We start from the raw sequence: 21,151 nt of genomic DNA, 5'->3' as shown, positions 1-21,151 counted from the left end.
ATTTTCCGCCACGGGCGACCATGCTGCTGCAAAGATTCCTGATCCGTCTTCTGACGATGGCGATCACGCTGTTCGGCGTGGCCGTCGTCGTCTTTATCGTCATCCGTGTCGCGCCGGGCGACCCGATCGCGATGATGCTGCCGCCCGGCGCGACCGATGCCGACATCGCTCGGCTGCGCGCGCTTTACGGGCTGGACAAGACCATCGTCCAGCAATTCTTCATCTGGCTGGCCGGTGTCGTCAGGGGCGATTTCGGCACGTCGATCTCACTGCGGCAGGACGTGCTTGGGCTGGTCTTCAATCGCCTCCCGGCCACGCTGGAACTCGCCATCGTCGCGCTTGTGATGGCGCTGGCGATCGGCGGCACGACGGCGATCCTCGGCGCGCGCGAACGCGGCACCGCGGTCGAAGCCGGCATCGACATTGCCAGCGGTGCGGCACTCTCGATTCCCGATTTCCTGTGGGGCCTGGTGCTGATCCTTCTGTTCGGCGTGCTGGTGCCTATCTTCGACATTTCTGGCCGGGTGTCGCCGCAGCTCGACCTGCCCTTCGCCACGCAATTCTATCTGTTCGAAAGCATCGTACGGCTGCGCTTCGACCTGACCAGGGACCTGCTGGCACACATGCTGATGCCGGCGATTGCGCTGGCGCTGCCACTGGCCGCGATCATCTCGCAGCTGCTGAAACAGTCGCTGAAGGAAGTGCTCGACCTCGACTACGTCGTGCTGGCGCGGGTAAAGGGCTTTTCGGAAACGCAGGTCATCCTGCGCGAGGCGCTGAAGAACGCGGCCCTGCCGACGCTGACGCTGGTCGGCGTGCAGTTCACCTTCCTGATCGGCGGCACGGTCATCGTCGAACGACTGTTTTCCTATGAAGGTCTCGGCAACATGGCGATCGATGCCGTCATCAACCGCGACCTGCCGCTGATCCAGGGCATCGTGCTGGTCTTCGCGCTGCTGTTTGTGCTGATCAACCTTGCCGTCGACATGATGTACGCCCTGCTCAATCCGAGGCTGCGCCATGGATGAGGGCCGCATTCCAAGACATGGCTCGCGGGCACGCCTGTGGCTGGCCGGCGGCTGGCTGGTGATTGCGCTGCTGGCCGCAATTCTTGCGCCGTTGGTCGCGCCGCAGGACCCGCTGGCGCAGGATTTGATGCTGGAGCGGCTGCCGCCGTTCTGGCTGAGCGGTGCTGAGCCCGGCTACTGGCTCGGCACCGACAGCCTCGGCCGCGATCTTCTGTCACGGCTGATCTTCGGTGCCCGCATCGCCTTCATCGTCGCCTTTGCGGCAGCCCTTGCCGCCTGCCTGGTCGGCTCGACGCTGGGGCTGATCGCCGGCTATTTCGGCGGCTGGGCCGACCGCATCATCTCGCGCATCGTCGATGTCTGGATGGCGTTTCCGCCGGTGCTGTTTGCCATCCTTCTGGTCGCAGTGCTCGGTACCGGCTTGAGCTCGGTTATCATTGCCATTGCCGTCATCGACTGGACGCGCTTCTGCCGGGTGATCCGCGCCGAGACGTTGGGCCAGTCGCGCATGGACTATGTCGAGAACGCCCGCATCGCCGGCTACGGCCGCATCGGCATCATGCTGCGCGAAGTGCTGCCCAATGTGGTGCCGTCGATCGTCGCGCTGCTGTCGCTGGAGATGGGCATTGCCGTCATCGTCGAGGCGATCCTGTCCTTCGTCAATCTGTCGATCTCGACCGACGACCCAACCTGGGGCGGCATCATCGCCGAGGGCCGCCTGTCGATCCATCAGGCCTGGTGGGTGCTGGTGTTCCCGCTGGTCACGCTGATCCTGACGGTGCTGTCGTTCAGCCAGTTCGGCGAAGGTCTCAGGGCACGTTTCGATCCGGTGCTGCGATGAACGCGCTGGCGAAACCCTGCCTTGACATACGCAGCCTTAGCGCGGTGCTGCCTAATGGCTTGCGCGTGCTGCGCTCGGTGTCGCTCGCCGTCGAGCCCGGCGAGGTGCGCGCGCTGGTCGGCGAGAGCGGCGCCGGCAAGACGATGATCGGCAAGGCGGTGCTTGGCGTGCTGCCCTCGAGCGTGCGCATCGTCGAAGGCGATATGTTGCTCGAGGGCGAGGACCTCGGCAAGCTTCAGCCAAAGGCAAGGCGCACGCTGATCGGCGCGCGCACGGCGCTGATCCCGCAAGACCCGCTGACCGCGCTCAACCCGTCACGGCGAATCGGCCCGCAGATGACCGACCGGCTGGTGCGCATCCTCGGCTGGAGCGGCGAGAAGGCCGATGCACGCATCCGCCAATTGCTGGACGAGGTGCAAATCCGCGACCCCGAGCGTGTCCTCAAATGCTATCCGCACGAGCTGTCCGGCGGCATGCGCCAGCGCGTGCTGATCGCCGCGGCGTTTGCGGCCGAACCAAGGCTGATCGTCGCCGACGAGCCGACCACGGCGCTCGACGTGACTGTGCAGAAGCAGATCCTGCGGCTGATCGCGCAACTGCAGCGCGAGCACGGCACGGCGATCCTGTTCATTACCCATGATCTCGGCGTCGTCGCCAAGATCAGCCAGAAGGTCTCGGTGCTCTATGCCGGCAAGGTGGTCGAGGAGGCCGAAACGGCCGCTCTCTTCGCCGCTCCGCAGCACCCCTACACGCGAGCTCTGATGGCCGCGACGCCACGCTACACCGACCCCTTCGCCTCGCTGAAGCCGGTGGACGAGGCGGTGCTGGCCGGGCTTGCTTCGGAGATCGCCGCCGCCGATCAGGCCTGGAGGCGCCCGCATGGCTGAGCCGCTGTTTTCCGTGCGTGGGCTGAAGGTCGCGCTGCCCGACATGACGCGCAAGCCGCTGATCGGCCGCGCTCCCTTGGCCGAGATCCTGAAAGGGCTGGATTTCGACCTGCCAAAGGGATCGGTGACCGGCATCGTCGGCGAATCCGGCTCCGGCAAATCGACGCTTGGCCGCGCCTTAGTGCGGCTTCTGGAGCCGAGCGCCGGCAAGGTCATCTTCGACGGCCGCGACATCACACATCTGCCTGAGGCCGAGCTCCGGCCGCTGCGCCGCAATCTGCAGATGATCTTCCAGGATCCGATGTCGTCGCTCAACCCGCGCCGCACCATCTTCAGCATCATCGCAGCACCGCTCAAGCAGAACGGGCTTGGCGACAACCTCAGGGATCGTGTCGCGGAGGCGCTTCAGCGCGTCGGCCTGCCGCAAGGCTTCGCCAGCCGCTATCGTCATGAATTGTCGGGCGGCCAGCGCCAGCGCGTCGGCATTGCCCGCGCGCTGGCGCTGTCGCCGAAATTCGTGCTGGCCGACGAAATCGTCTCAGGCCTCGACGTGTCGACGCAGGCACAGATCCTGACGCTGCTGGAAAAACTCGCCGCCGAAATGGGCCTGACCGTTGCCTTCATCAGCCATGACCTGTCGGTGATCCGGCGGCTCTGCCGGCAAGTGATCGTCATGCGCGAAGGCGCGATCGTCGAAGCCAGCGCGACCGACGCTTTGTTCGAGCAGCCGCAGCAGCCCTACACGCGCGATCTGCTCGCCGCCATTCCGCTGCCCGAGATCGATGATGCCTGGCTACTTCCCGCCGCAAAGGCGCCGGCATGAAACACAATCCTATTCGCACGCTAAAGAGCGGGCCTCGGGCGTGCGGCCGGCAAAATGTCCCGCGATGGAGGATGACTGACATGAAGAATGCAATCCGCTACGCAGTGCTCATCGCCACCGTGCTGGGAAGCATCGGCACCGCTTACGCCAGTTCCATTCCCGGCATGCGTGGCCACGACCACACCGGCGTCACCGTCCCCGACATGCAGCAGGCGGTCGATTTCTTCACAGAAGTGGTTGGCTGCAAGAAGGCGATGTCGTTCGGCCCGTTCGCCGACGACAAGGGCACATTCATGCAGGATCTGCTGGGCGTCGATCCCAAGGCGGTGATCGAGGAGATCACCCTGATCCGCTGCGGACACGGGTCGAACATCGAGCTGTTCAAATACACCGCGCCGGACCAGAAGGACCTGACGCCTCGCAACAGCGACATAGGCGGCTTCCATATCGCCTTCTATGTCGACGACATCGCCGCCGCAAAAGCCTATCTTGACGGCAAGGGCGTCAAGACGCGGATGGGACCGCTGCCGGTTACCGAAGGCCCGGCCGCCGGCCAGACCATCCTCTACTTCCAGGCGCCCTGGGGCTTGCAGTTGGAAGCGATCAGCTATCCCAATGGCATGGCCTATGAAAAAGATGCGGAGACGGTGCTGTGGAGCCCGAAGAACCCGGAAAAATAGCCCGGGGCGTCCCTGGCCTGCGCAAGCCGACTGCCGGCAAGCTGGGTTTCTGGGGCGGATTGTTTCAATCCTGAAACTTCAAGCTTGAATTAATCCGTCTCAGGCGTAAACTCGACAAACAGAAGCGAAGAGGAGATCGCACGATGAAAGTTGCGGTTCTCGGCGGCGGACCAGCCGGGCTCTACTTTGCAATCTCGCTGAAGCTCAGGGATGCCGCGCATGAGGTCACGGTGTTCGAGCGCAACCGTGCCGATGACACGTTTGGCTGGGGCGTCGTGCTGTCGGCCGAAACGCTGGAGAACCTGACCAAAAACGACCCGGTCAGCGCCGTCTGGATCCGCAAGCATTTCGCCTATTGGGACGATATCGCCGTCATCCATGACGGCGTGCGCACGGTCTCGACCGGTCACGGCTTTTGCGGCATTGGCCGCAAGCGGCTGCTCACGTTGCTGCAGCGGCGCGCGCGCGAACTCGGCGTCAAGCTGGTCTTCGAAACCGACATCGCCGATCCCAAGCCATATATGGAGACGCACGACCTGGTTGTCGCCGCCGACGGGTTGAACTCGAAAGCGCGGAGCGCCTTCGTCGACGTGTTCAAGCCCGATATCGACATTCGTAGATGCAAGTTCGTCTGGCTCGGCACCCACCAGAAATTCGACGACGCCTTCACCTTCATCTTCGAAAAGACCGAGCATGGCTGGGTGTGGGCGCATGCCTACCAGTTCGACAGCGATACCGCGACCTTCATCGTCGAATGCAGCGAGCAGACATGGCAGCGCTTCGGCTTCGGCGCGATGTCGCAGCAGGAATCGATTGCCGTCTGCGAGCGCATCTTTGCCCGTCATCTCGGCGGCCACGCGCTGATGACCAACGCCAATCATATCCGCGGCTCGGCGTGGATCAATTTCCCGCGCGTCTTGTGCGAACGCTGGTCCTACAAGAACCTGGCGCTGATGGGCGACGCGGCGGCGAGCGCGCATTTCTCGATCGGTTCCGGCACCAAGCTGGCGCTGGAAAGCGCGGTGGCGCTGGCCGACTATCTCGAGTCCGAGCCAGACCTCGAGGCCGCCTTTAGCAAATATGAGGACGCCCGCCGCACCGAAGTGCTGAAGCTGCAGTCGGCGGCGCGCAATTCGCTCGAATGGTTCGAGGAGGTCGAGCGCTATCTCGGCCTCGATCCGGTGCAGTTCAACTATTCGCTGCTGACGCGTTCGCAACGCATCAGTCACGAGAATTTGCGGCTGCGCGATGCCGAATGGCTGGCCGGCGCCGAGGAGTGGTTCCAGCGCCAGGCCGGCGCCGGGGGCAACAATCTGCGTCGCGCGCCGATGTTCGCGCCGTTCCGGCTGCGCGGCATGGCGCTGCAGAACCGCGTCGTCGTCTCGCCGATGGCGCAGTACAAAGCGGTCGACGGCTGTCCGACCGATTGGCATTTCGCCCATTACGCCGAACGGGCCAAGGGCGGCGCCGGTCTCCTCTACATCGAGATGACCTGCGTCAGCGCGGAGGGCCGCATCACGCCTGGCTGCCCCGGTTTCTATGCGCCCGAGCATGAGGTCGCCTGGAAGCGGCTGGTCGAGTTCGTCCATGCCGAAACCGAGGCCAAGATCTGCGCCCAGATCGGCCATTCCGGTGCCAAGGGGTCGACCAGGCTCGGCTGGCAGGGAACCGACGTGCCGCTGCCCTCAGGCAATTGGCCCGTCATGGCCGCGTCTTCCGTGCCGTGGTCGCGGGAAAACCAGGTGCCGAAGGCGATGGACCGCGCCGACATGGATATGGTGCGCGACCAGTTTGTCGCTTCGGCCGAGATGGTGGCGCGCTGCGGCTTCGACATGCTCGAAATCCACGCCGCGCACGGCTATCTCCTGTCCTCCTTCATCACGCCCTTGACCAACCGGCGCACCGACTCCTATGGCGGCTCGCTGGAAAACCGCATGCGCTACCCCTTGGAAATCTTTCATGCGGTGCGCGCCGCGTGGCCGGCCGAGAAGCCGATCTCGATGCGCATCTCCGCCAATGACTGGCTGGGCATCGAAGGCGTGGCGCCGGCCGATGCCGTAGAGATCGCGCGGCTGCTGCATGAGGCCGGCGTAGACATCTGCGACGTATCGGCCGGCCAGACTTCGGCCGTGGCAAGACCGGTCTATGGCCGCATGTTCCAGACGCCGTTTTCCGATCGCATCCGCAACGAGGTCGGCATGGCGACGATGGCGGTCGGCAATATCTATGAGCCGGACCACGTCAACTCGATCCTGATGGCGGGCCGCGCCGATCTCGTCGCACTGGCTAGGCCGCATCTTGCCGATCCGTATTGGACGCTGCACGCGGCCGTCATGCTTGGCGATCGCGGCGTCAAATGGCCGGATCCCTATCTGCCCGGCCGCGACCAGCTCTACCGGCTGGCCGAACGCGAAGCGGCAGCGGGGTTGAAAGTATGAGTGCCGCGGCGACGATTTCGCGGCGTCATGCGCTGGTCACCGGCGGCGGCTCCGGCGTCGGCCGCGCGATCGCGCTGGCGCTGGCCGGCGCGGGCGTTGACGTGACCATCTGCGGCCGGCGCGTGGAGCCGCTTGCCGAGGTCGCCGCGGAGAACAAGTCCATCTTCGCCATTGCCGCCGACGTCACCGACGAGACGTCGATGGCGTCGCTCTACGAGGCCGCGGAAGCGGCACGCGGAGCGTTCGACATCGTCGTTGCCAATGCCGGCATGTCCGGCAGTGCCCCGGCGCAGCGGACCTCGCTGGCAGACTGGCAGCGCACGCTCGACGTCAACTTGACCGGTACGTTCCTGACGGTGAAGCCGGCGTTGGCCGGCATGGCAGTGCGCAAGACTGGCCGTATCATCTTCGTCGCTTCCACCGCCGGACTGAAAGGCTATCCCTATGTCGCAGCTTACGTTGCCGCCAAGCATGGCGTCGTCGGCCTGATGCGGGCACTCGCCGTCGAGACCGCCAAGTCCGGCATAACAGTGAATGCCGTGTGCCCAGGGTTTGTCGAAACCGAGATGCTGGAGAGCACCGTCCAGCGCATCGTCCAAACGACCGGCCGCTCGTCCGAGCAGGCACGGACAAGCCTAGCCGCGACCAACCCGCAAGGCCGCTTCATCCAGCCGGAAGAAATTGCGGCCGCGGTACTTTATCTGTGTGGCGACGCCGCCCGGTCGATTACCGGGCAGACGATTTCGATCTCCGGAGGTGAGACATGGTAGCCGGTCCCCTGCCCGCCCCGTCCGGACCCGGCAAGGACCGCCTGCGGCTGTGGATACGCCTGCTGCGCGCCTCGCGCACCATCGAGGCCGAGCTGCGCGAACGACTGCGGCAAGAGTTCAACACAACGCTGCCACGCTTCGACGTGATGGCCGCGCTCTACCGCGCGCCGGAGGGCATGCTGATGAGCGATCTTTCGCGCTTCCTGCTGGTGTCCAACGGTAATGTCACCGGCATCATCGACCGGCTGGTCTCGGAAGGGTTGGTGATGCGGGCCCGACGCAATGGCGACCGCCGTACCTCGATGGTACGGCTGACGGAAGAGGGATCGAAGATTTTCGCCGTGATCGCCGCCGCGCATGAGAAATGGGTCGGCGAGTTGCTGGGCAATGTGAGCGAGGATGAGGCGCGCCGGCTGACCGGCATGCTGACCTCTTTCCGCAGCAATTGGGAGGGACGGGAATGACGAAGCTGGCCGGCCGCAAGCCGAAGCATTTCCTCTGGCAGGTCGAAGGCAAGATCGCAAAGATCCGGCTCGATCGACCGGAGCGCAAGAACCCGCTGACCTTCGACAGCTATGCCGAATTGCGCGACATATTTCGCGACCTTGTCTACGCCGATGATGTCGATGCTGTGGTGGTCCTGCCCAATGGCGGCAATTTCTGCTCGGGCGGCGATGTCCACGAAATCATCGGCCCACTGGTCAAGATGGACATGAAGGCGCTGCTCGCCTTCACCCGCATGACGGGCGATTTCGTCAAGGCGATGCTGAATTGCGGCAAGCCGATTATTGCGGCGGTCGATGGCGTGGCGGTCGGCGCCGGCGCGATTATCGCCATGGCCTCCGATATCCGCATCGCCACGCCCCAGGCCAAGACAGCATTCCTGTTCACCCGCGTCGGCCTTGCCGGCTGCGACATGGGGGCCTGCGCGATCCTGCCGCGCATCATTGGCCAGGGCCGCGCCGCCGAGCTGCTCTATACCGGCCGCACGATGAGTGCCGAGGAAGGCGAGCGCTGGGGCTTCTACAACCGGCTGGTCGATACCGCAACGCTTGAGGCCGACGCGCTCGACATGGCCGCGCGGATCGTTTCCGGCCCGACCTTCGCCCATGGCATGACCAAGACGCAGCTGAACCAGGAATGGTCGATGGGTCTCGACCAGGCGATCGAAGCGGAAGCGCAGGCGCAGGCGATCTGCATGCAGACCCGCGATTTCGAGCGGGCGTACACGGCTTTCGTGGCCAAGGAGAAGCCGGTGTTCGAGGGAAATTGAGATGATCGCTTCCACGCTGGCGGGACAGCACCCCCCTCTGGCCTGCCGGCCATCTCCCCCTCAAGGGGGGAGATTGGATATCAGGCCCGCTTTCGCCAATCTCCAATATCGCAGGGAGAGCCGTGGCAGCGAAGCCGCCAATCTCCCCCCTAGAGGGGGAGATGTCCAGCAGGACAGAGGGGGGCGCCGTGGAGCGCCAGGGCCGGAGAATTGTGGAGGCAGCAATGCCTGACCGTTCCTTCCTCTCCTGGCCGTTCTTCGAGGATCGCCACCGCGATCTGGCGGAGCGGCTGGAGGCATGGTGCGCCAAGAACCTGCCGGTCGCGCATGACGATGTCGACGCGGCCTGCCGCGAGCTGGTGGCCAAGCTCGGCCAGGACGGCTGGCTGAAGCCGACGGCGCTCGATACTGACAGCCCTGCAGCACTCGACGTGCGCACGCTCTGCCTCACGCGCGAGACGCTGGCCCGGCATGACGGGCTGGCCGATTTCGCCTTCGCCATGCAAGGGCTCGGCACCGGCGCACTCAGCCTGTTCGGCACGCCCGACCAGCAGCACTGGCTGGCGAAGACACGGGCCGGCAAGGCGATTTCGGCTTTCGCGCTGTCGGAGCCGCGCTCGGGCTCGGACGTCGCCAATATGGAAATGACGGCCACGCGTGACCGCGACAGCTATCTCTTGTCCGGCGAAAAGACCTGGATCTCCAACGGCGGTATCGCTGACTTTTATGCTGTCTTTGCCCGCACCGGCGAAGCGCCCGGCGCCAAGGGGCTTTCCGCCTTTGTCGTGCCTTCCGAAACCGAGGGGCTGATCGTTGCCGAGCGGCTGGAGGTGATCGCGCCGCACCCGCTCGCCCGGCTGTCCTTCGACAATGCACGCATTCCAGCCTCGGCGCTGATCGGCAAACCCGGTGACGGTTTTCGCATCGCCATGTCCGTGCTCGACGTGTTCCGTTCGACCGTCGGCGCAGCGGCGCTCGGCTTTGCCCGGCGCGCGCTGGACGAAAGCATCACAAGAGTGGCCGAGCGCAGGCTGTTCGGTGCGCCGATGGCCGAGCTGCAGATGGTGCAGGGCCACATCGCCGACATGGCGCTGGATGTCGATGCCGCCGCGTTGCTGGTCTATCGTGCCGCCTGGACCAAGGACATGGGCGCGGCTCGGGTTACCCGCGAAGCCGCCATGGCCAAGCTGTTCGCTACCGACAAAGCGCAGGAGGTGATCGACAAGGCTGTGCAGCTGCATGGCGGCGACGGCGTCCGCAAGGGCCATATCGTCGAAAGCCTGTATCGCGAGATCCGGGCGCTGCGCATCTACGAGGGAGCGTCCGACGTGCAGAAGGTGGTGATTGCACGGCAAGTGATGGGAGCGGCCTGAGACAGGAGTTTGCGTGAAAATTATTGTCTTCGAGTTTTGAGCGACCGGATTTGAGCATTGGGAGGTTTTGACATGCACACCATCCTGCAGCCGGAAGGCTGGGCGAAACCCGTCGGCTACGCCAATGGCGTCGCCGCGCGTGGGCAGCTTGTCTTCGTCGGCGGGCAGGTCGGCTGGAACGGACAGGGCCGCTTCGAGACCGATGATCTTGTCGGCCAGGTGCGGCAGACGCTGGCCAATATTGTTGCTGTGCTCGCCGAGGCCGACGCCAAGCCGGAACATATCACCTCGATGACCTGGTACTTTACCGACAAGGCGGAATATTTGGCCAATCTCAAGGGGATCGGAGAGGTCTATCGCGAGGTGATCGGCCGGCATTTCCCGGCGATGGCCGCCATGCAGGTGATGGCGCTGGTCGAGGATCGCGCCAAGGTTGAGATCCAGGCCACGGCGGTTATTCCGGAGTGACGGCAACACGTGGCAATTTTTTAAGCTTAAAACTTTCGCCTTGAAAAGCGCGGTACTTTGGATAGCATCCAATGTCTTGCGACTGCCGTGCCGGGAGGGCTTTCCGGCAGTCCCGTCACTTGGCGCATCAAAACCGTGCGGGGCCAAACCCGTCCGATCACAACCAGAGGGAACGAAAATGAACTTCACCCGTCGCAACCTGCTGCTTCTTGCTGCTGCCATCGGCATCGCTGGCGGCCCGGCCTACGCCGAAGGCACGCTGAATGTCGGCGCCTATCCGACCAATCCGCCTTTTGAATACAAGAACGAGAGCGGCACGTTCGAGGGTTTCGAAGTCGACATCATCAATGAGGCGGCAAAGCGTATCGGCATGACCACTGATATCGCCGATCTCGGTTTCCAGGCGCTGTTCGCCGCCACCACCTCGAAGCGCATCGACGTCGCCATCTCGTCGATCACCATCACGCCGGAGCGGCTGAAGTCTCAGTCGTTCACGCAGCCCTACTATGATTCCGACATGGGCATCGCCGCGAAGGCCGACAGCCCGATCAAGGCCGAGGCCGACCTCAAGGGCAAGATCGTCGGCGTGCTGTCCGGCTCGACCGGCGAAGCCTGGGTCACGGCCCACCAGGAAGCGGACGGGTTCAGTGACGTCAAGGGCTACGACACGCAGCAGAATTTGCTGCTCGATCTCAGCTCCGGCCGCGTCGATGCGGCGGTCAGCGATATTCCGGGCCTGGAATATTCTTTCACCAGGATGAAGGATCTCGCCGTAAAAGAGCGCATCAAGACCGGCGAGCAGTACGGTCTGATGATGACCAAAGACCACCCGCTGCTCGGCAAGCTGAACGACGCGCTGACCGCGATGAAGAAGGACGGCACGCTGGCCGCGATCCACAAGAAGTGGTTCGGCAGCGACGCACCTGCCGATTCCTCGACCGTCAAGGAAATGCCTATGCCGAAGGCCTGAGCGGCAGTTCGCGCTTAAATGTCGTGCCGGCTTTCGATGCCGGCACGATTTCGGATTTCGGGCTCGTGCTCGAGCGTCGCGGGACGCCAAACGTTTCGGAAATGCTGCGATGTCGCTGCTGGACACCTTCTTCAACGCCGACGTCATGGTCTCCAGCCTGCCGGCGCTGCTGCGCGGTTTCCTGAACACCCTGCTGCTCGGAATCATGAGCATCGGCATCGGTATTCCCGTCGGCCTCGCGATCAGCCTGGTGCGGCTCTATGCGCCAAAGCCGCTTCGGCTGCTGGCTGTCGGCTACATTGACATTTTCCGGGCGATGCCGGTGCTGGTCGTGCTGATCCTGATCTACTATGCGCTGCCGTTCCTCGGTATTCGCCTGTCATCGTGGACGTCCGCGGTGATGGCCTTCGCCATCATCATGGCGGCCTATTCGGCCGAGGTGTTCCGCTCCGGTATAGAGAGCATTCCGCGCGGCCAGTTCGAGGCGGCGCAGGCGCTCGGCCTGCCGTTCTTGCTGACCTTGCGCAAGGTAGTGCTGCCGCAGGCGATCCGCGTCGTCATTCCGCCAATGACCAGCAATTGCGTTTCGATGTTCAAGGATACTTCGCTCGCTTCCACCGTGGCGCTGCCCGAACTGCTGAAGGAAGCGACCAACGCGCAATCGCTCTATGCCAATCCTTCACCGCTGATCGGCGCGGCGCTGGTCTATCTCATCTTTCTCTGGCCGATGGTCCGTCTCGTCAGCCTCCTTGAACGCCGCTTTCAAACCGAAAAGACCCGCTGAATCTGTCAGCGCACCTCGCAGGAGACGACCTTGAACCAGCATCAGATTTCGAAAACCGGCGATGCCGCAGCTTTCCCGGTCGAGACGATCCGCGCCATGTTTCCCGCCTTGCAGCAAGCCGGGGACTTCGTCTTCATGGACAATGCCGCCGGCGCGCAGATCCCGCAAAGCGTGCTCGATGCGGTCACCAACCATTTGGTCGCGCATAATGTGCAGCGCGGCGGCCGCTATGGCCGCAGCGTCACCGTCGACCAAGCCGTCGCCGGCGCTCGCGAAAGCGTGGCCTTGCTGATCAACGCCACCGACCCGGCGGAGATCTGTTTCGGCATGAACGCCACTTCGTTCATCCGCCTGGTCAGCCTCGGCATCGGCCAGATGCTTTCCGAGCGCCCAAACGGGGAGCGTGACGAGATCGTCATCACCGACATGGATCACGATGCCAATATCGCGACGTGGCTGGCGCTGGCGCCCGCCGGCGCCAAGTTCAAATGGTGGCGGATGCGCGAGGACGGCAATCTGCATGTCGACGATTTGCGCCCGCTGGTCTCAGAGCACACCCGGCTCGTCGCCTGCACGGTAACGGCGCATTCGATCGGCTCGATTGTCGACGTTGCCTCCGTGGCTGGGATTGCGCATGCGGCAGGCGCCGAAGTGTTCCTCGACTGCGTGCATTACGGGCCGCACGGGCTGATCGATGTGCAGGCCTGGGATTGCGACTATCTGGTCTGCTCCGGCTACAAGAATTTCTCGCCGCATATGGGCTTCCTGTGGGGCCGCTTCGAAACTCTGAAGCGCCTGCCGACCTTCCGCGAAGATTTCATCCCCGACGAGCCGCCCTACAAAATCGAGGCCGGTACCTTCATTTACGAGAACGTCTCCGGCATGGATGCCGCGGTGCGCTACCTCGAATCGATCGGCCGCAATTTCTTGTCAGAGAATAACCGGTCGCGCCGCGACAACATCGTCGCCGGCATGAATGCCATCCGCGACTACGAACAGGTGCTGGCGCGCGAAATGCTGGCGGTGCTCAAAGATTGCGGCGCGACGATCTACGGCGTGGCCGAAGAGGCACGCCTCAGCGAGCGCGTGCCGACCTTCTGCTTCAATGTCGGCACGCTGTCGCCGCAGAGGATCGTCGAGGAAATGGCCGAGATGCAGATCGGCGTTCGCGACGGCCACATGTATGCGCCGCGTCTGATGAAGCGGCTCAACCTCAGCATGGACAGCGGCGCCGTGCGCGCCTCGCTGGTGCATTACAATACGATCGAGGAAGTCCGGCGCTTCGGCGAGGCGCTGCGCACCATCATCGCCCGGCTGTCCTGATCGGACTGGGCGGCGGCGCCGGCGCGATCCTCGTGAAGCGCAAAGGCGGTCGCACCCGGGTTCTCCAAGCCGGGGCGCAATTGCATGCTTGGGATCAAGTAATCGCCGCCATTCTGCTGCCGATAACGAATGGGCCGGATTGTCTCGAGCGTTCGCATCCTTTCGCGCAGTCGCTCCGCGACAGGCTCGAAATCCGCCTCCCCGAAACGGTCCACCCTGTAAACCACGAACGGCGGAAGCACGTCGTAGCCCGGATAGTATAGAATCCCGTGATTGATCGGGAACAGCAGGTCGTCGATCGGGCCGTTGACGCCGCGGGCGGAATAATGCTCCTCCCAGCCGCCGGTGGTCACGATCAGCATTGCGCGCTTGCCGGCGAGCGTTCCCTCACCAAAGCGGTCACCCCACCGCTTGTCGCTGTGCTCGCCAACGCCATAGGCGAAGCCGTAGGCGTACACGCGATCGACCCAGCCCTTGAGGATCGCCGGCATGGCGTACCACCACAGCGGGAACTGGAGGATCAGGGTATCGGCCCATAGCAGCTTGTCGATCTCCACTTTGACGTCTTCGGTCAGAGTGCCGCTCGCAAAAGCTTTTTTGGAGGCGCCGGCCGGCAGGAAGCGTGCTTCAGGCGGCCACGACGGAAAGTCGGCACGGTCTACCTCGGCTTTCCAGCCATCGGCGTAGAGGTCAGACACCCGCACCTCATGGCCTTGGGCCTCAAGTTCCCCGATGGCGACGTCACGCAGTGCGCCGTTGAGCGAACGCGGTTCAGGATGAGCAAAAACAAGCAGGACTTTCATGGGTCTACTCCGAAGAAGGACGATAGACACCAAAGGTAGCCAGCTGTGGGCTGATCCACTATATGTAGGAAATGTATAAGATAATGCCGAATAATGGATAGATCGAACGTCACCCTTGAGCGCATGCGCACCTTCGTTCGCGTCGCCGAGCGCGGCAGCCTCTCGGCGGTGGCGCGCGAGCTCGGAGTTGGGCAGTCGACGGTCACACGGCATTTGCGAGAACTCGAGGAGGCCGTCGGAGTGCCCTTGCTCAGCAGGACCACCCGGCGCGTCACGATGACCGATGAAGGCAGCCGTTACTATGCCGACAGCGTCCAGATCCTGCGCCTCGTCGAGCAGGCCGGCGATGAGGCGCGGGGCACGCGCGGCGCGTCGGCCGGCACGATCCGGATATCCTGCACGGCGGCGCTCGGGGTCTTACATGTCAGCCGGCTGATCTTCGCCTTTCAGGACCGCTATCCCTACATCGGCATCGATCTCAGCCTTACCGACGAGCGCATCAACCTTGTGCGGGAGGGCGTCGACATCGCGCTTCGCCTCGGCCCGCTCACCGACAGCTCAATGAAACTGCGGGCGCTCGGGCAATCCCGGCGTCTGCTGGTGGCGGCGCCGGCCTATCTGGCGGCGCGGGGCAGACCGGCTGTCCCGCAGGATCTGCCTGGCCATGAAGGCATCCGGATGTCGAACATCGCGGGAAGCGACACGCTCACCTTGCAGGGGCCGGGCGGCGAGACCTTTGCGGTGCCCTTTGGCGGCAGATTTCTGGTCGACCATGGGCTTGCTGCGCGCGAAGCCCTTGTCGCCGGACGCGGCATCGCACCCGCCCACCACTGGCTTGTCGACGATCTTCTGGCGGCCGACCGGCTGGAAGTGGTCCTGCCGGGCTATTTTCCGCCTCCCGTCCCGCTGAGCATGCTGATCGTTCCGGAGCGTGCGGGCATTGCCCGGGTGCGGCTGCTGGTCGACTTTCTCGCCGAGCAGATCTCCGGCATTCCGGGGATCGAGAAGCGGTAACCGGCCGGCAAACCTCGCCGGATCAGGCGGCCTTCTTCTTGGCCAACCGTGCCTTGATGCTGGCAACGTCGGCACGCGGCGTCGCCGCGAACAGCGTCCTGGTGTAGCTGTGCTTGGGGTCGGCGAAGACCTCGTCGCGCGAGCCGTATTCGACCGCTTCGCCGAAGTACATTACCATCACGTCGTCGGCGATGTAGCGCACCACCGACAGGTCGTGGCTGATGAAAACATAGGTTAGCTGAAACTCGTCCTGCAGGTCGGCGAGCAGGTTCAGCACCTGCGCCTGCACCGAAAGATCAAGTGCCGAGACCGGCTCGTCCAGCACCAGAAGGCTGGGGTTGAGCATCAGCGCGCGGGCGATGGCGATCCGCTGGCGCTGGCCGCCCGAAAACATATGCGGGTAGCGATTAAAGTGCTCGGGGCCGAGACCGACCTTCTTTAGCATCTTCATGGCAAGATCGCGCCGCTCATCGGTCGTGCTGTCGGTGTTGATGAGCAGCGGCTCGCCAAGCACGTCGCCGATCTTCTGGCGTGGATTGAGCGAACCATAAGGGTTCTGGAAGACGATCTGGACCTTGCGGCGCATTTCCTTCGACAGGCCGTTCCTGCCGATGTCTACCTTCTTGCCGTCGATGAAAAGCTCGCCGGAGGTCGCCGGGTCGATCAGGGTGATGATGCGGGCGAGTGTTGACTTGCCGCAGCCGCTCTCGCCGACGATGGCCAGCGTCTTGCCCTTGTCGACGCTGAACGAAACACCCTTGACCGCATGAACCGTACGGGAGGGGCGGAAAAGCCCGCCACCGACATGATAGTCGCGCACGATGTTCTTGCCTTCGACTACCGTCACGCTCATGAGGCGGTTCCTCCTGCGGACCGGGCTGCGACTACAGATGGGGCCGGCTCAAACAGCATGTCGGAAACAGTAGGCAACCGGTCGCCGACGGCGTTTTCGGGCAGCGCCGACAGGAGCGCGCGCGTGTAGTTGCTCTTGGGGGACTCGAACAGCGACAGCACGTCGGCCTCTTCCATCTTGCGGCCCTTGTACTGGACGATGACACGGTCGGCGGTCTCGGCAACCACCCCCATATTGTGGGTGATCATGATCAGGCCCATGCCATATTTGGCCTGCAGGCCGACCAGCAGATCGAGGATCTGCTTCTGGATGGTGACGTCGAGCGCCGTGGTTGGCTCGTCGGCGATCAAAAGCTTGGGATTGCAGGCGATGGCGATGGCGATCATGACGCGCTGACACTGACCACCCGACATCTGGTGCGGGAAGGAGCCCAGCCGTTCCTCGGGGTCGGCGATGCCGACCAACTTCATCAATTCGATGGCACGCGCCCGGCGCTGGGCGCGGTCCATGCCCATATGGAAGCGCAGCACCTCCTCGATCTGGAAGCCGACGGTGAAGCACGGGTTGAGGCTGGCGACCGGCTCCTGGAAGATCATCGAAATATCCTTGCCGACGATCTTGCGCCGCTCGGATGGGCCGAGCTTGAGCAGGTCGATGCCGTCGAAGGCCATGCGGTCGGCCCTCACCGTCGCGGTGTTGGGCAAAAGCCCCATCACCGCCAGCATAGCCACCGACTTGCCCGAACCGGATTCGCCGACGATCGCCAGCACCTCGCGCGGTTCGACCGACAGGTCGATGCCTTGTACCGCCATGAATGGTCCAGCGGCGGTGTCGAAGGAAACGGTCAGGTTCTTGATCTCGAGAAGAGGCATTGAATTATGACCTCTTCAGCTTGGGGTCGAAGGCATCGCGCAGGCCGTCGCCGATCAGATTGATTGCAAGCACAGTAATCAGGATGGCAAGTCCGGGGAAGGTCACCACCCAAGGCGCGCGCAGGATGAACTCGCGCGCCGAGGCGAGCATCGTGCCCCATTCCGGCGTCGGCGGCTGCGCACCGACACCGAGGAAGCCGAGCGCCGCAGCCTCGAGAATAGCGTTGGAGAAGGACAACGTCGCCTGCACGATCAGCGGTGCCAGGCAGTTCGGCAGGATCGTCCTCACCATCAAGCGAAGATGACCGGCACCAGCCACCTTGGCGGAGATGACATATTCGCGGTTCTTTTCGGCCATCACGGCGGCGCGGGTGAGGCGCGCAAAATGCGGCTGCAGCACCAGCGCGATCGCCAGCATGGCATTGAAAAGGCCGGGGCCAAGGATCGCCACCAGCACCAGCGCCAGAAGCAGCGACGGGAAGGCCAGGATGATATCCATGATGCGCATGATCAGCGTGTCGACCCAGCCGCGGAAATAGCCGGCGAGCACGCCAAGCACGATGCCGCTGGTGAGCGAGAAGACAACGACCACCAGGCCGATGAACAGCGAGAAACGCGCCCCGAAGATCAACCGTGAAAGCATGTCGCGGCCGACCGCGTCGGTGCCGAGCAGGAACATCGATTTGCCGCCTTCCTGCCAGGCAGGGGGTGCCAGCAGCGCATCGCGAAACTGCTCGTCGGGCGAATGTGGGGCGACGAACGGCGCAAAGATCGCCACCAGCACCAGCGCCGAAAACACGACAAGGCCGATGACCGCGCCGGTGTTCATCGAGAAGTAGTGCCAGAACTCGGCGAAAGCCCGTTGCCTGCCGCCTGTCGGGATGGAGGCGGCGGTAGCTTCGGCGGCGGATTCGTCGGTCATCTCACTGCACCCGGATGCGCGGATTGATGACGGCGTAGAGCACGTCGACGATCAGGTTCACCGCCATGACGATCAGCGCGATGATCAGCAATCCGCTCTGGACGACGACATAGTCGCGCTTGCCGATGGCATCGATCATCCATTTGCCGATGCCCGGCCAGGAAAAAATGGTCTCGGTCAGAATGGCGCCCGCCATCAAGGTGCCGACCTGCAGTCCAATGGTGGTGACCACCGGGATCAGCGCGTTGCGAAAAGCGTGCAGACCAATGACGCGGCGCGGCGCCAGGCCCTTGGCGCGCGCGGTGCGGACATAGTCCTCGCCCAGCACCTCGAGCATCGCCGAGCGCGTCTGGCGCGCTATGACGGCAAGCGGGATCGTCGCCAGCACGATCGACGGCAGGATCAAATGGCTGACGGCAGATTTGAAAGCGCCGCTCCTGCCGGAGATCAGACTGTCGATGAGCATGAACCCGGTCGTCGGCCTGAAGAAATACTGCAGGCCGATGCGGCCGGAAACCGGCGTCCAGCCGAGATAGCCGGAGAAGAAGATAATGAGCAGCAACCCCCACCAGAAGATCGGCATCGAATAGCCGGTCAGCGCGACACCCATCGTCGCCTGGTCGAACCACGAGCCGCGCTTGACCGCGGCGAAGATACCGGCAGGAATGCCGAGCAGGACGGCGATGATCAACGCCACTGTCGCCAGTTCCAGCGTGGCTGGAAACAGCGCCTGGAATTCGCCGAGCACTGGCCGCTTGGTGGCAATAGATATGCCGAAATCGCCGGTCAGGACCCTGCCGATATATTCCAGGTATTGGATGACATAGGGCCGGTTGTAGCCAAACTGCTCGATGAGCTGGGCGTAGCGCTCGGGGCTGACGCCGCGCTCGCCCGCCAGGGCCAGGATAGGATCGCCGGGCAGAAGCCGGACGAAAGCAAACGCCGCCAGCGATATGCCGAACACGGTCGGGATGATCAAAGCGAGCTTGTGGAGGAGATAACGGAGCATCTTGCTTCATAGAACGGCGGCGCGGGAAGTCCAGCGCCGCCGTTCAATTTCTCAGGACTTATTCGGTGACGTCGACGCCGTCAAACCGATGAATGCCGAGCGGGTCCATAACGAAGCCCGACACCTTCTTGTTCATCGGCATGAAGACCTTGGAGTGGGCGATGGTCAGCCACGGAGCCTCACGCTTGAACACCACCTGAGCTTCCTCGTAGATCTTGGTGCGCTCGGCGACGTCCGTCGTTGCCTTGCCTTTTTTCAGCAGGGCTTCGAATTCCTGGTTGCACCAGATCGCATAATTGGACTGGCCGATGGCATCGCAACCGAGCAGGAAAAAGAAGTTGTCCGGATCGCCATTGTCACCGGTCCAGCCCAGTTGGAAGGCGCCGTCGCGATCCTTAGCCTTGCCGCGCTGGCGATACTCGGTCCATTCGTAACTGACGATCTCCGCCTTGACCCCGACGGCGGCATAATCGGCCTGGATCAACTCGGCGACGCGCTGGGCGTTCGGGTTGTAGGGGCGGCTGACCGGCATAGCCCAGATCTTCATCGACAGATCCTTGACGCCTGCATCGGCCAGCATCTTCTTGGCCGCCTCCGGATCATAGGGATCGTCCTTGATGTCCTTGTTATAGGACCACATGGTCGGCGGGATCGGGTTGATGGCCGGCGCACCGGCGCCCTGATAGACCGCGTCGATGATCGCCTTCTTGTTTACCGCCATGTTGAGGGCCTTGCGGACCTCGACCTTGTCGAAGGGCGGCTGCGTCGTGTTGTAAGCCATGTAGCCGATGTTCAGGCCTTCCTGCTCGTCGACCTTGAGGTTCGCGTCGGCCTGCAGTCCGGCAATGTCGGCCGGCGCCGGGTATGACATGATATCGCATTCGCCCGCCTTCAGCTTCTGCGCGCGCACGGCGGGGTCGGGCGTGATGGCGAAGATCAGATCATCGATCTTCTGGCGGCCGCCATAGTAGCCGTCCCATGCTGCATAGCGCACGACCGCATCGACCTGATAGTCGACGAACTGGAACGGACCAGTGCCGACCGGCTTCTGGGTGAACTGCTGCCTGGTGCCGGCCTTGTCGAGCTGGTCGGCATATTCCTTGGAAACGATCGAGGCGAAATCCATGCCGAGGTCCGGCAGGAAGGCGACTTCAGGCTTGTTCAGCACGAATTTCACCGTCAGGTCGTCGACCTTGACGATTTCCTTCAGGAGATCGGGGAAGCCCATGCCGGTGAAATATTCCCAGCCGGTGCCTTCCAGATAGCTGTACCACGGGCTTTCTTTCTTCCACTGGCGTTCGAAGGAAAAGATCACGTCGTCGGCGTTGAGGTCGCGCGTCGGCGTGAAATAATCGGTCGTCTGGAATTTCACACCCGGGCGAAGCTTGAAGGTGTATTCGAGACCGTCATCGGAAACCGTCCAGCTCTCGGCCAGGCCGGGCGAGATGGTGGTCTTGCCATGCTCGAACTCGACCAGGCGCGAATAGATGGTGCGCGACGAGGCATCGAAGTCGTTGCCGCCGCTCCATGGCGACGGGTCGAAGCCGGCCGGCGATGCCTCCGAGCAATAGACCAGTTGTTTTGCATTGGCCACGCCGCCGAGGACGCTTGCAGCCAGCAACGCGGCTGCAAAAGTCAGTTTCTTTTTCATTGAGCACTCCCTGATGTTCTTCCAAGCCCCTCTGTCAGGCTCGCGAAGGCCGCATATAAGCACCGTTTTTCTAGCTTTGGAACTGCTTGTTTGCCTAACCCACGGGAAGCAGAAAAAAATTCCGGCATGCGGCGAATTGTGGAAAAAACCAGCCGAATCCGCAGATCACGACATTATTAGCGACTTCAATTTTTTGTTGATCGGTAATGCCGCCAATCGGGGAATCGAGCCGTCCGGTTCAAGCGATGCGCGTCCGAAAACCGGTCCCGGCCAAGAGGTTTGACGGCAAGTCTTACCGCACTCCAGGTAGCGAGGCTTGCACGGCCGCTTGTGGCAATACATAGATAGATGGGCAGCGTGCCGGATTTT

Annotated in this window: 22 protein-coding genes; 16 read left to right on the top strand and 6 right to left on the bottom strand. The window is 63.2% G+C overall.

What is annotated here, in order from left to right; translation table 11 throughout:
* Positions 1–20: 20 nt before the first annotated feature.
* The 14 genes from NKI29_RS05925 to NKI29_RS05860 all read left to right on the top strand — a co-directional run bounded on the left by NKI29_RS05925 (position 21) and on the right by NKI29_RS05860 (position 13,658).
* Positions 21–1,028 (top strand): ABC transporter permease, encoded by a 1,008-nt coding sequence (locus NKI29_RS05925; RefSeq protein WP_023676841.1) that lies wholly within the window; start codon positions 21–23, stop codon positions 1,026–1,028.
* A complete protein-coding gene (locus tag NKI29_RS05920; protein WP_352795658.1) occupies positions 1,021–1,869 on the top strand; it encodes an ABC transporter permease in 849 nt (282 codons plus the stop codon). Before NKI29_RS05925 ends, NKI29_RS05920 begins: the two co-directional genes overlap by 8 nt.
* Entirely contained in the window at positions 1,866–2,756 is an 891-nt protein-coding gene (locus NKI29_RS05915) for an ABC transporter ATP-binding protein (RefSeq protein ID WP_352703352.1), read from the top strand. Before NKI29_RS05920 ends, NKI29_RS05915 begins: the two co-directional genes overlap by 4 nt.
* Positions 2,749–3,579 carry an ATP-binding cassette domain-containing protein gene (locus NKI29_RS05910; protein ID WP_352570273.1) on the top strand — a complete coding sequence of 277 codons (831 nt, stop codon included), beginning with the start codon at positions 2,749–2,751 and terminating at the stop codon, positions 3,577–3,579. The genes NKI29_RS05915 and NKI29_RS05910 overlap by 8 nt, the downstream gene beginning before the upstream one ends.
* An 80-nt stretch (positions 3,580–3,659) precedes the next feature.
* On the top strand, positions 3,660–4,259 hold the full coding sequence (locus NKI29_RS05905) for a VOC family protein (protein ID WP_352570271.1): 600 nt from the start codon (positions 3,660–3,662) through the stop codon (positions 4,257–4,259).
* A gap of 143 nt (positions 4,260–4,402) precedes the next feature.
* Positions 4,403–6,697 carry a bifunctional salicylyl-CoA 5-hydroxylase/oxidoreductase gene (locus NKI29_RS05900; protein WP_352577492.1) on the top strand — a complete coding sequence of 765 codons (2,295 nt, stop codon included), beginning with the start codon at positions 4,403–4,405 and terminating at the stop codon, positions 6,695–6,697.
* A complete protein-coding gene (locus NKI29_RS05895; RefSeq protein WP_352577491.1) occupies positions 6,694–7,467 on the top strand; it encodes an SDR family NAD(P)-dependent oxidoreductase in 774 nt (257 codons plus the stop codon). The genes NKI29_RS05900 and NKI29_RS05895 overlap by 4 nt, the downstream gene beginning before the upstream one ends.
* Positions 7,461–7,931 carry a MarR family winged helix-turn-helix transcriptional regulator gene (locus NKI29_RS05890; protein ID WP_023676834.1) on the top strand — a complete coding sequence of 157 codons (471 nt, stop codon included), beginning with the start codon at positions 7,461–7,463 and terminating at the stop codon, positions 7,929–7,931. Before NKI29_RS05895 ends, NKI29_RS05890 begins: the two co-directional genes overlap by 7 nt.
* Positions 7,928–8,740 (top strand): enoyl-CoA hydratase family protein, encoded by an 813-nt coding sequence (locus NKI29_RS05885; RefSeq protein WP_023676833.1) that lies wholly within the window; start codon positions 7,928–7,930, stop codon positions 8,738–8,740. Before NKI29_RS05890 ends, NKI29_RS05885 begins: the two co-directional genes overlap by 4 nt.
* A gap of 224 nt (positions 8,741–8,964) precedes the next feature.
* Positions 8,965–10,113, top strand: coding sequence for an acyl-CoA dehydrogenase family protein (locus tag NKI29_RS05880; protein ID WP_352577490.1), 1,149 nt, complete (start codon positions 8,965–8,967; stop codon positions 10,111–10,113).
* A gap of 72 nt (positions 10,114–10,185) precedes the next feature.
* The gene (locus NKI29_RS05875) at positions 10,186–10,581 is read left to right on the top strand and encodes a RidA family protein (RefSeq protein ID WP_023676831.1); all 396 of its coding nucleotides are present in this window, start codon (positions 10,186–10,188) and stop codon (positions 10,579–10,581) included.
* A 178-nt stretch (positions 10,582–10,759) separates the two neighbouring features.
* Positions 10,760–11,551 (top strand): ABC transporter substrate-binding protein, encoded by a 792-nt coding sequence (locus tag NKI29_RS05870; protein ID WP_352570264.1) that lies wholly within the window; start codon positions 10,760–10,762, stop codon positions 11,549–11,551.
* 109 nt (positions 11,552–11,660) lie between these two features.
* Positions 11,661–12,335 carry an amino acid ABC transporter permease gene (locus NKI29_RS05865; protein ID WP_292656040.1) on the top strand — a complete coding sequence of 225 codons (675 nt, stop codon included), beginning with the start codon at positions 11,661–11,663 and terminating at the stop codon, positions 12,333–12,335.
* Between the two features lie 30 nt (positions 12,336–12,365).
* Positions 12,366–13,658, top strand: coding sequence for a cysteine desulfurase-like protein (locus NKI29_RS05860; protein ID WP_352577489.1), 1,293 nt, complete (start codon positions 12,366–12,368; stop codon positions 13,656–13,658).
* Here the strand turns inward: NKI29_RS05860 and NKI29_RS05855 are convergent.
* Positions 13,589–14,461: an NAD(P)H-dependent oxidoreductase gene (locus tag NKI29_RS05855; RefSeq protein WP_352570262.1), complete on the bottom strand. Its 873-nt coding sequence runs from the start codon at positions 14,459–14,461 to the stop codon at positions 13,589–13,591. The two genes, NKI29_RS05860 and NKI29_RS05855, sit on opposite strands and share 70 nt — an antisense overlap.
* Before the next feature lie 93 nt (positions 14,462–14,554).
* Here NKI29_RS05855 and NKI29_RS05850 point away from each other — a divergent pair, with 93 nt between their 5' ends.
* Complete coding sequence (locus NKI29_RS05850; RefSeq protein WP_352795657.1) at positions 14,555–15,475, top strand: LysR family transcriptional regulator; 921 nt, start codon at positions 14,555–14,557, stop codon at positions 15,473–15,475.
* A 22-nt stretch (positions 15,476–15,497) separates the two neighbouring features.
* Here the strand turns inward: NKI29_RS05850 and NKI29_RS05845 are convergent, their stop codons facing one another.
* Genes NKI29_RS05845 through NKI29_RS05825 form a run of 5 tightly spaced genes read right to left on the bottom strand, consistent with a single transcriptional unit; the run spans position 15,498 to position 20,782 of the window.
* Entirely contained in the window at positions 15,498–16,328 is an 831-nt protein-coding gene (locus NKI29_RS05845; RefSeq protein ID WP_352577488.1) for a dipeptide ABC transporter ATP-binding protein, read from the bottom strand.
* Positions 16,325–17,200, bottom strand: coding sequence for an ABC transporter ATP-binding protein (locus NKI29_RS05840; protein ID WP_023676824.1), 876 nt, complete (start codon positions 17,198–17,200; stop codon positions 16,325–16,327). Before NKI29_RS05840 ends, NKI29_RS05845 begins: the two co-directional genes overlap by 4 nt.
* Positions 17,201–17,204: 4 nt before the next feature.
* Positions 17,205–18,122, bottom strand: coding sequence for an ABC transporter permease subunit (locus NKI29_RS05835; RefSeq protein ID WP_023676823.1), 918 nt, complete (start codon positions 18,120–18,122; stop codon positions 17,205–17,207).
* 1 nt (position 18,123) lies between these two features.
* Entirely contained in the window at positions 18,124–19,131 is a 1,008-nt protein-coding gene (locus tag NKI29_RS05830; RefSeq protein ID WP_023676822.1) for an ABC transporter permease subunit, read from the bottom strand.
* 58 nt (positions 19,132–19,189) lie between these two features.
* Positions 19,190–20,782: an ABC transporter substrate-binding protein gene (locus NKI29_RS05825; protein ID WP_023676821.1), complete on the bottom strand. Its 1,593-nt coding sequence runs from the start codon at positions 20,780–20,782 to the stop codon at positions 19,190–19,192.
* Between the two features lie 13 nt (positions 20,783–20,795).
* Between NKI29_RS05825 and NKI29_RS05820 the strand changes: the two genes are divergently transcribed.
* The gene (locus NKI29_RS05820) at positions 20,796–21,065 is read left to right on the top strand and encodes a hypothetical protein (protein ID WP_352570256.1); all 270 of its coding nucleotides are present in this window, start codon (positions 20,796–20,798) and stop codon (positions 21,063–21,065) included.
* Positions 21,066–21,151: the final 86 nt, after the last annotated feature.

Origin of the sequence: Mesorhizobium sp. M0678 (assembly GCF_040320505.1) — a bacterium.
Lineage (GTDB): Bacteria > Pseudomonadota > Alphaproteobacteria > Rhizobiales > Rhizobiaceae > Mesorhizobium.
The sequence above is the reverse complement of the archived record's forward strand: the minus strand, read 5'-3'. Positions and strand labels throughout refer to the sequence as shown.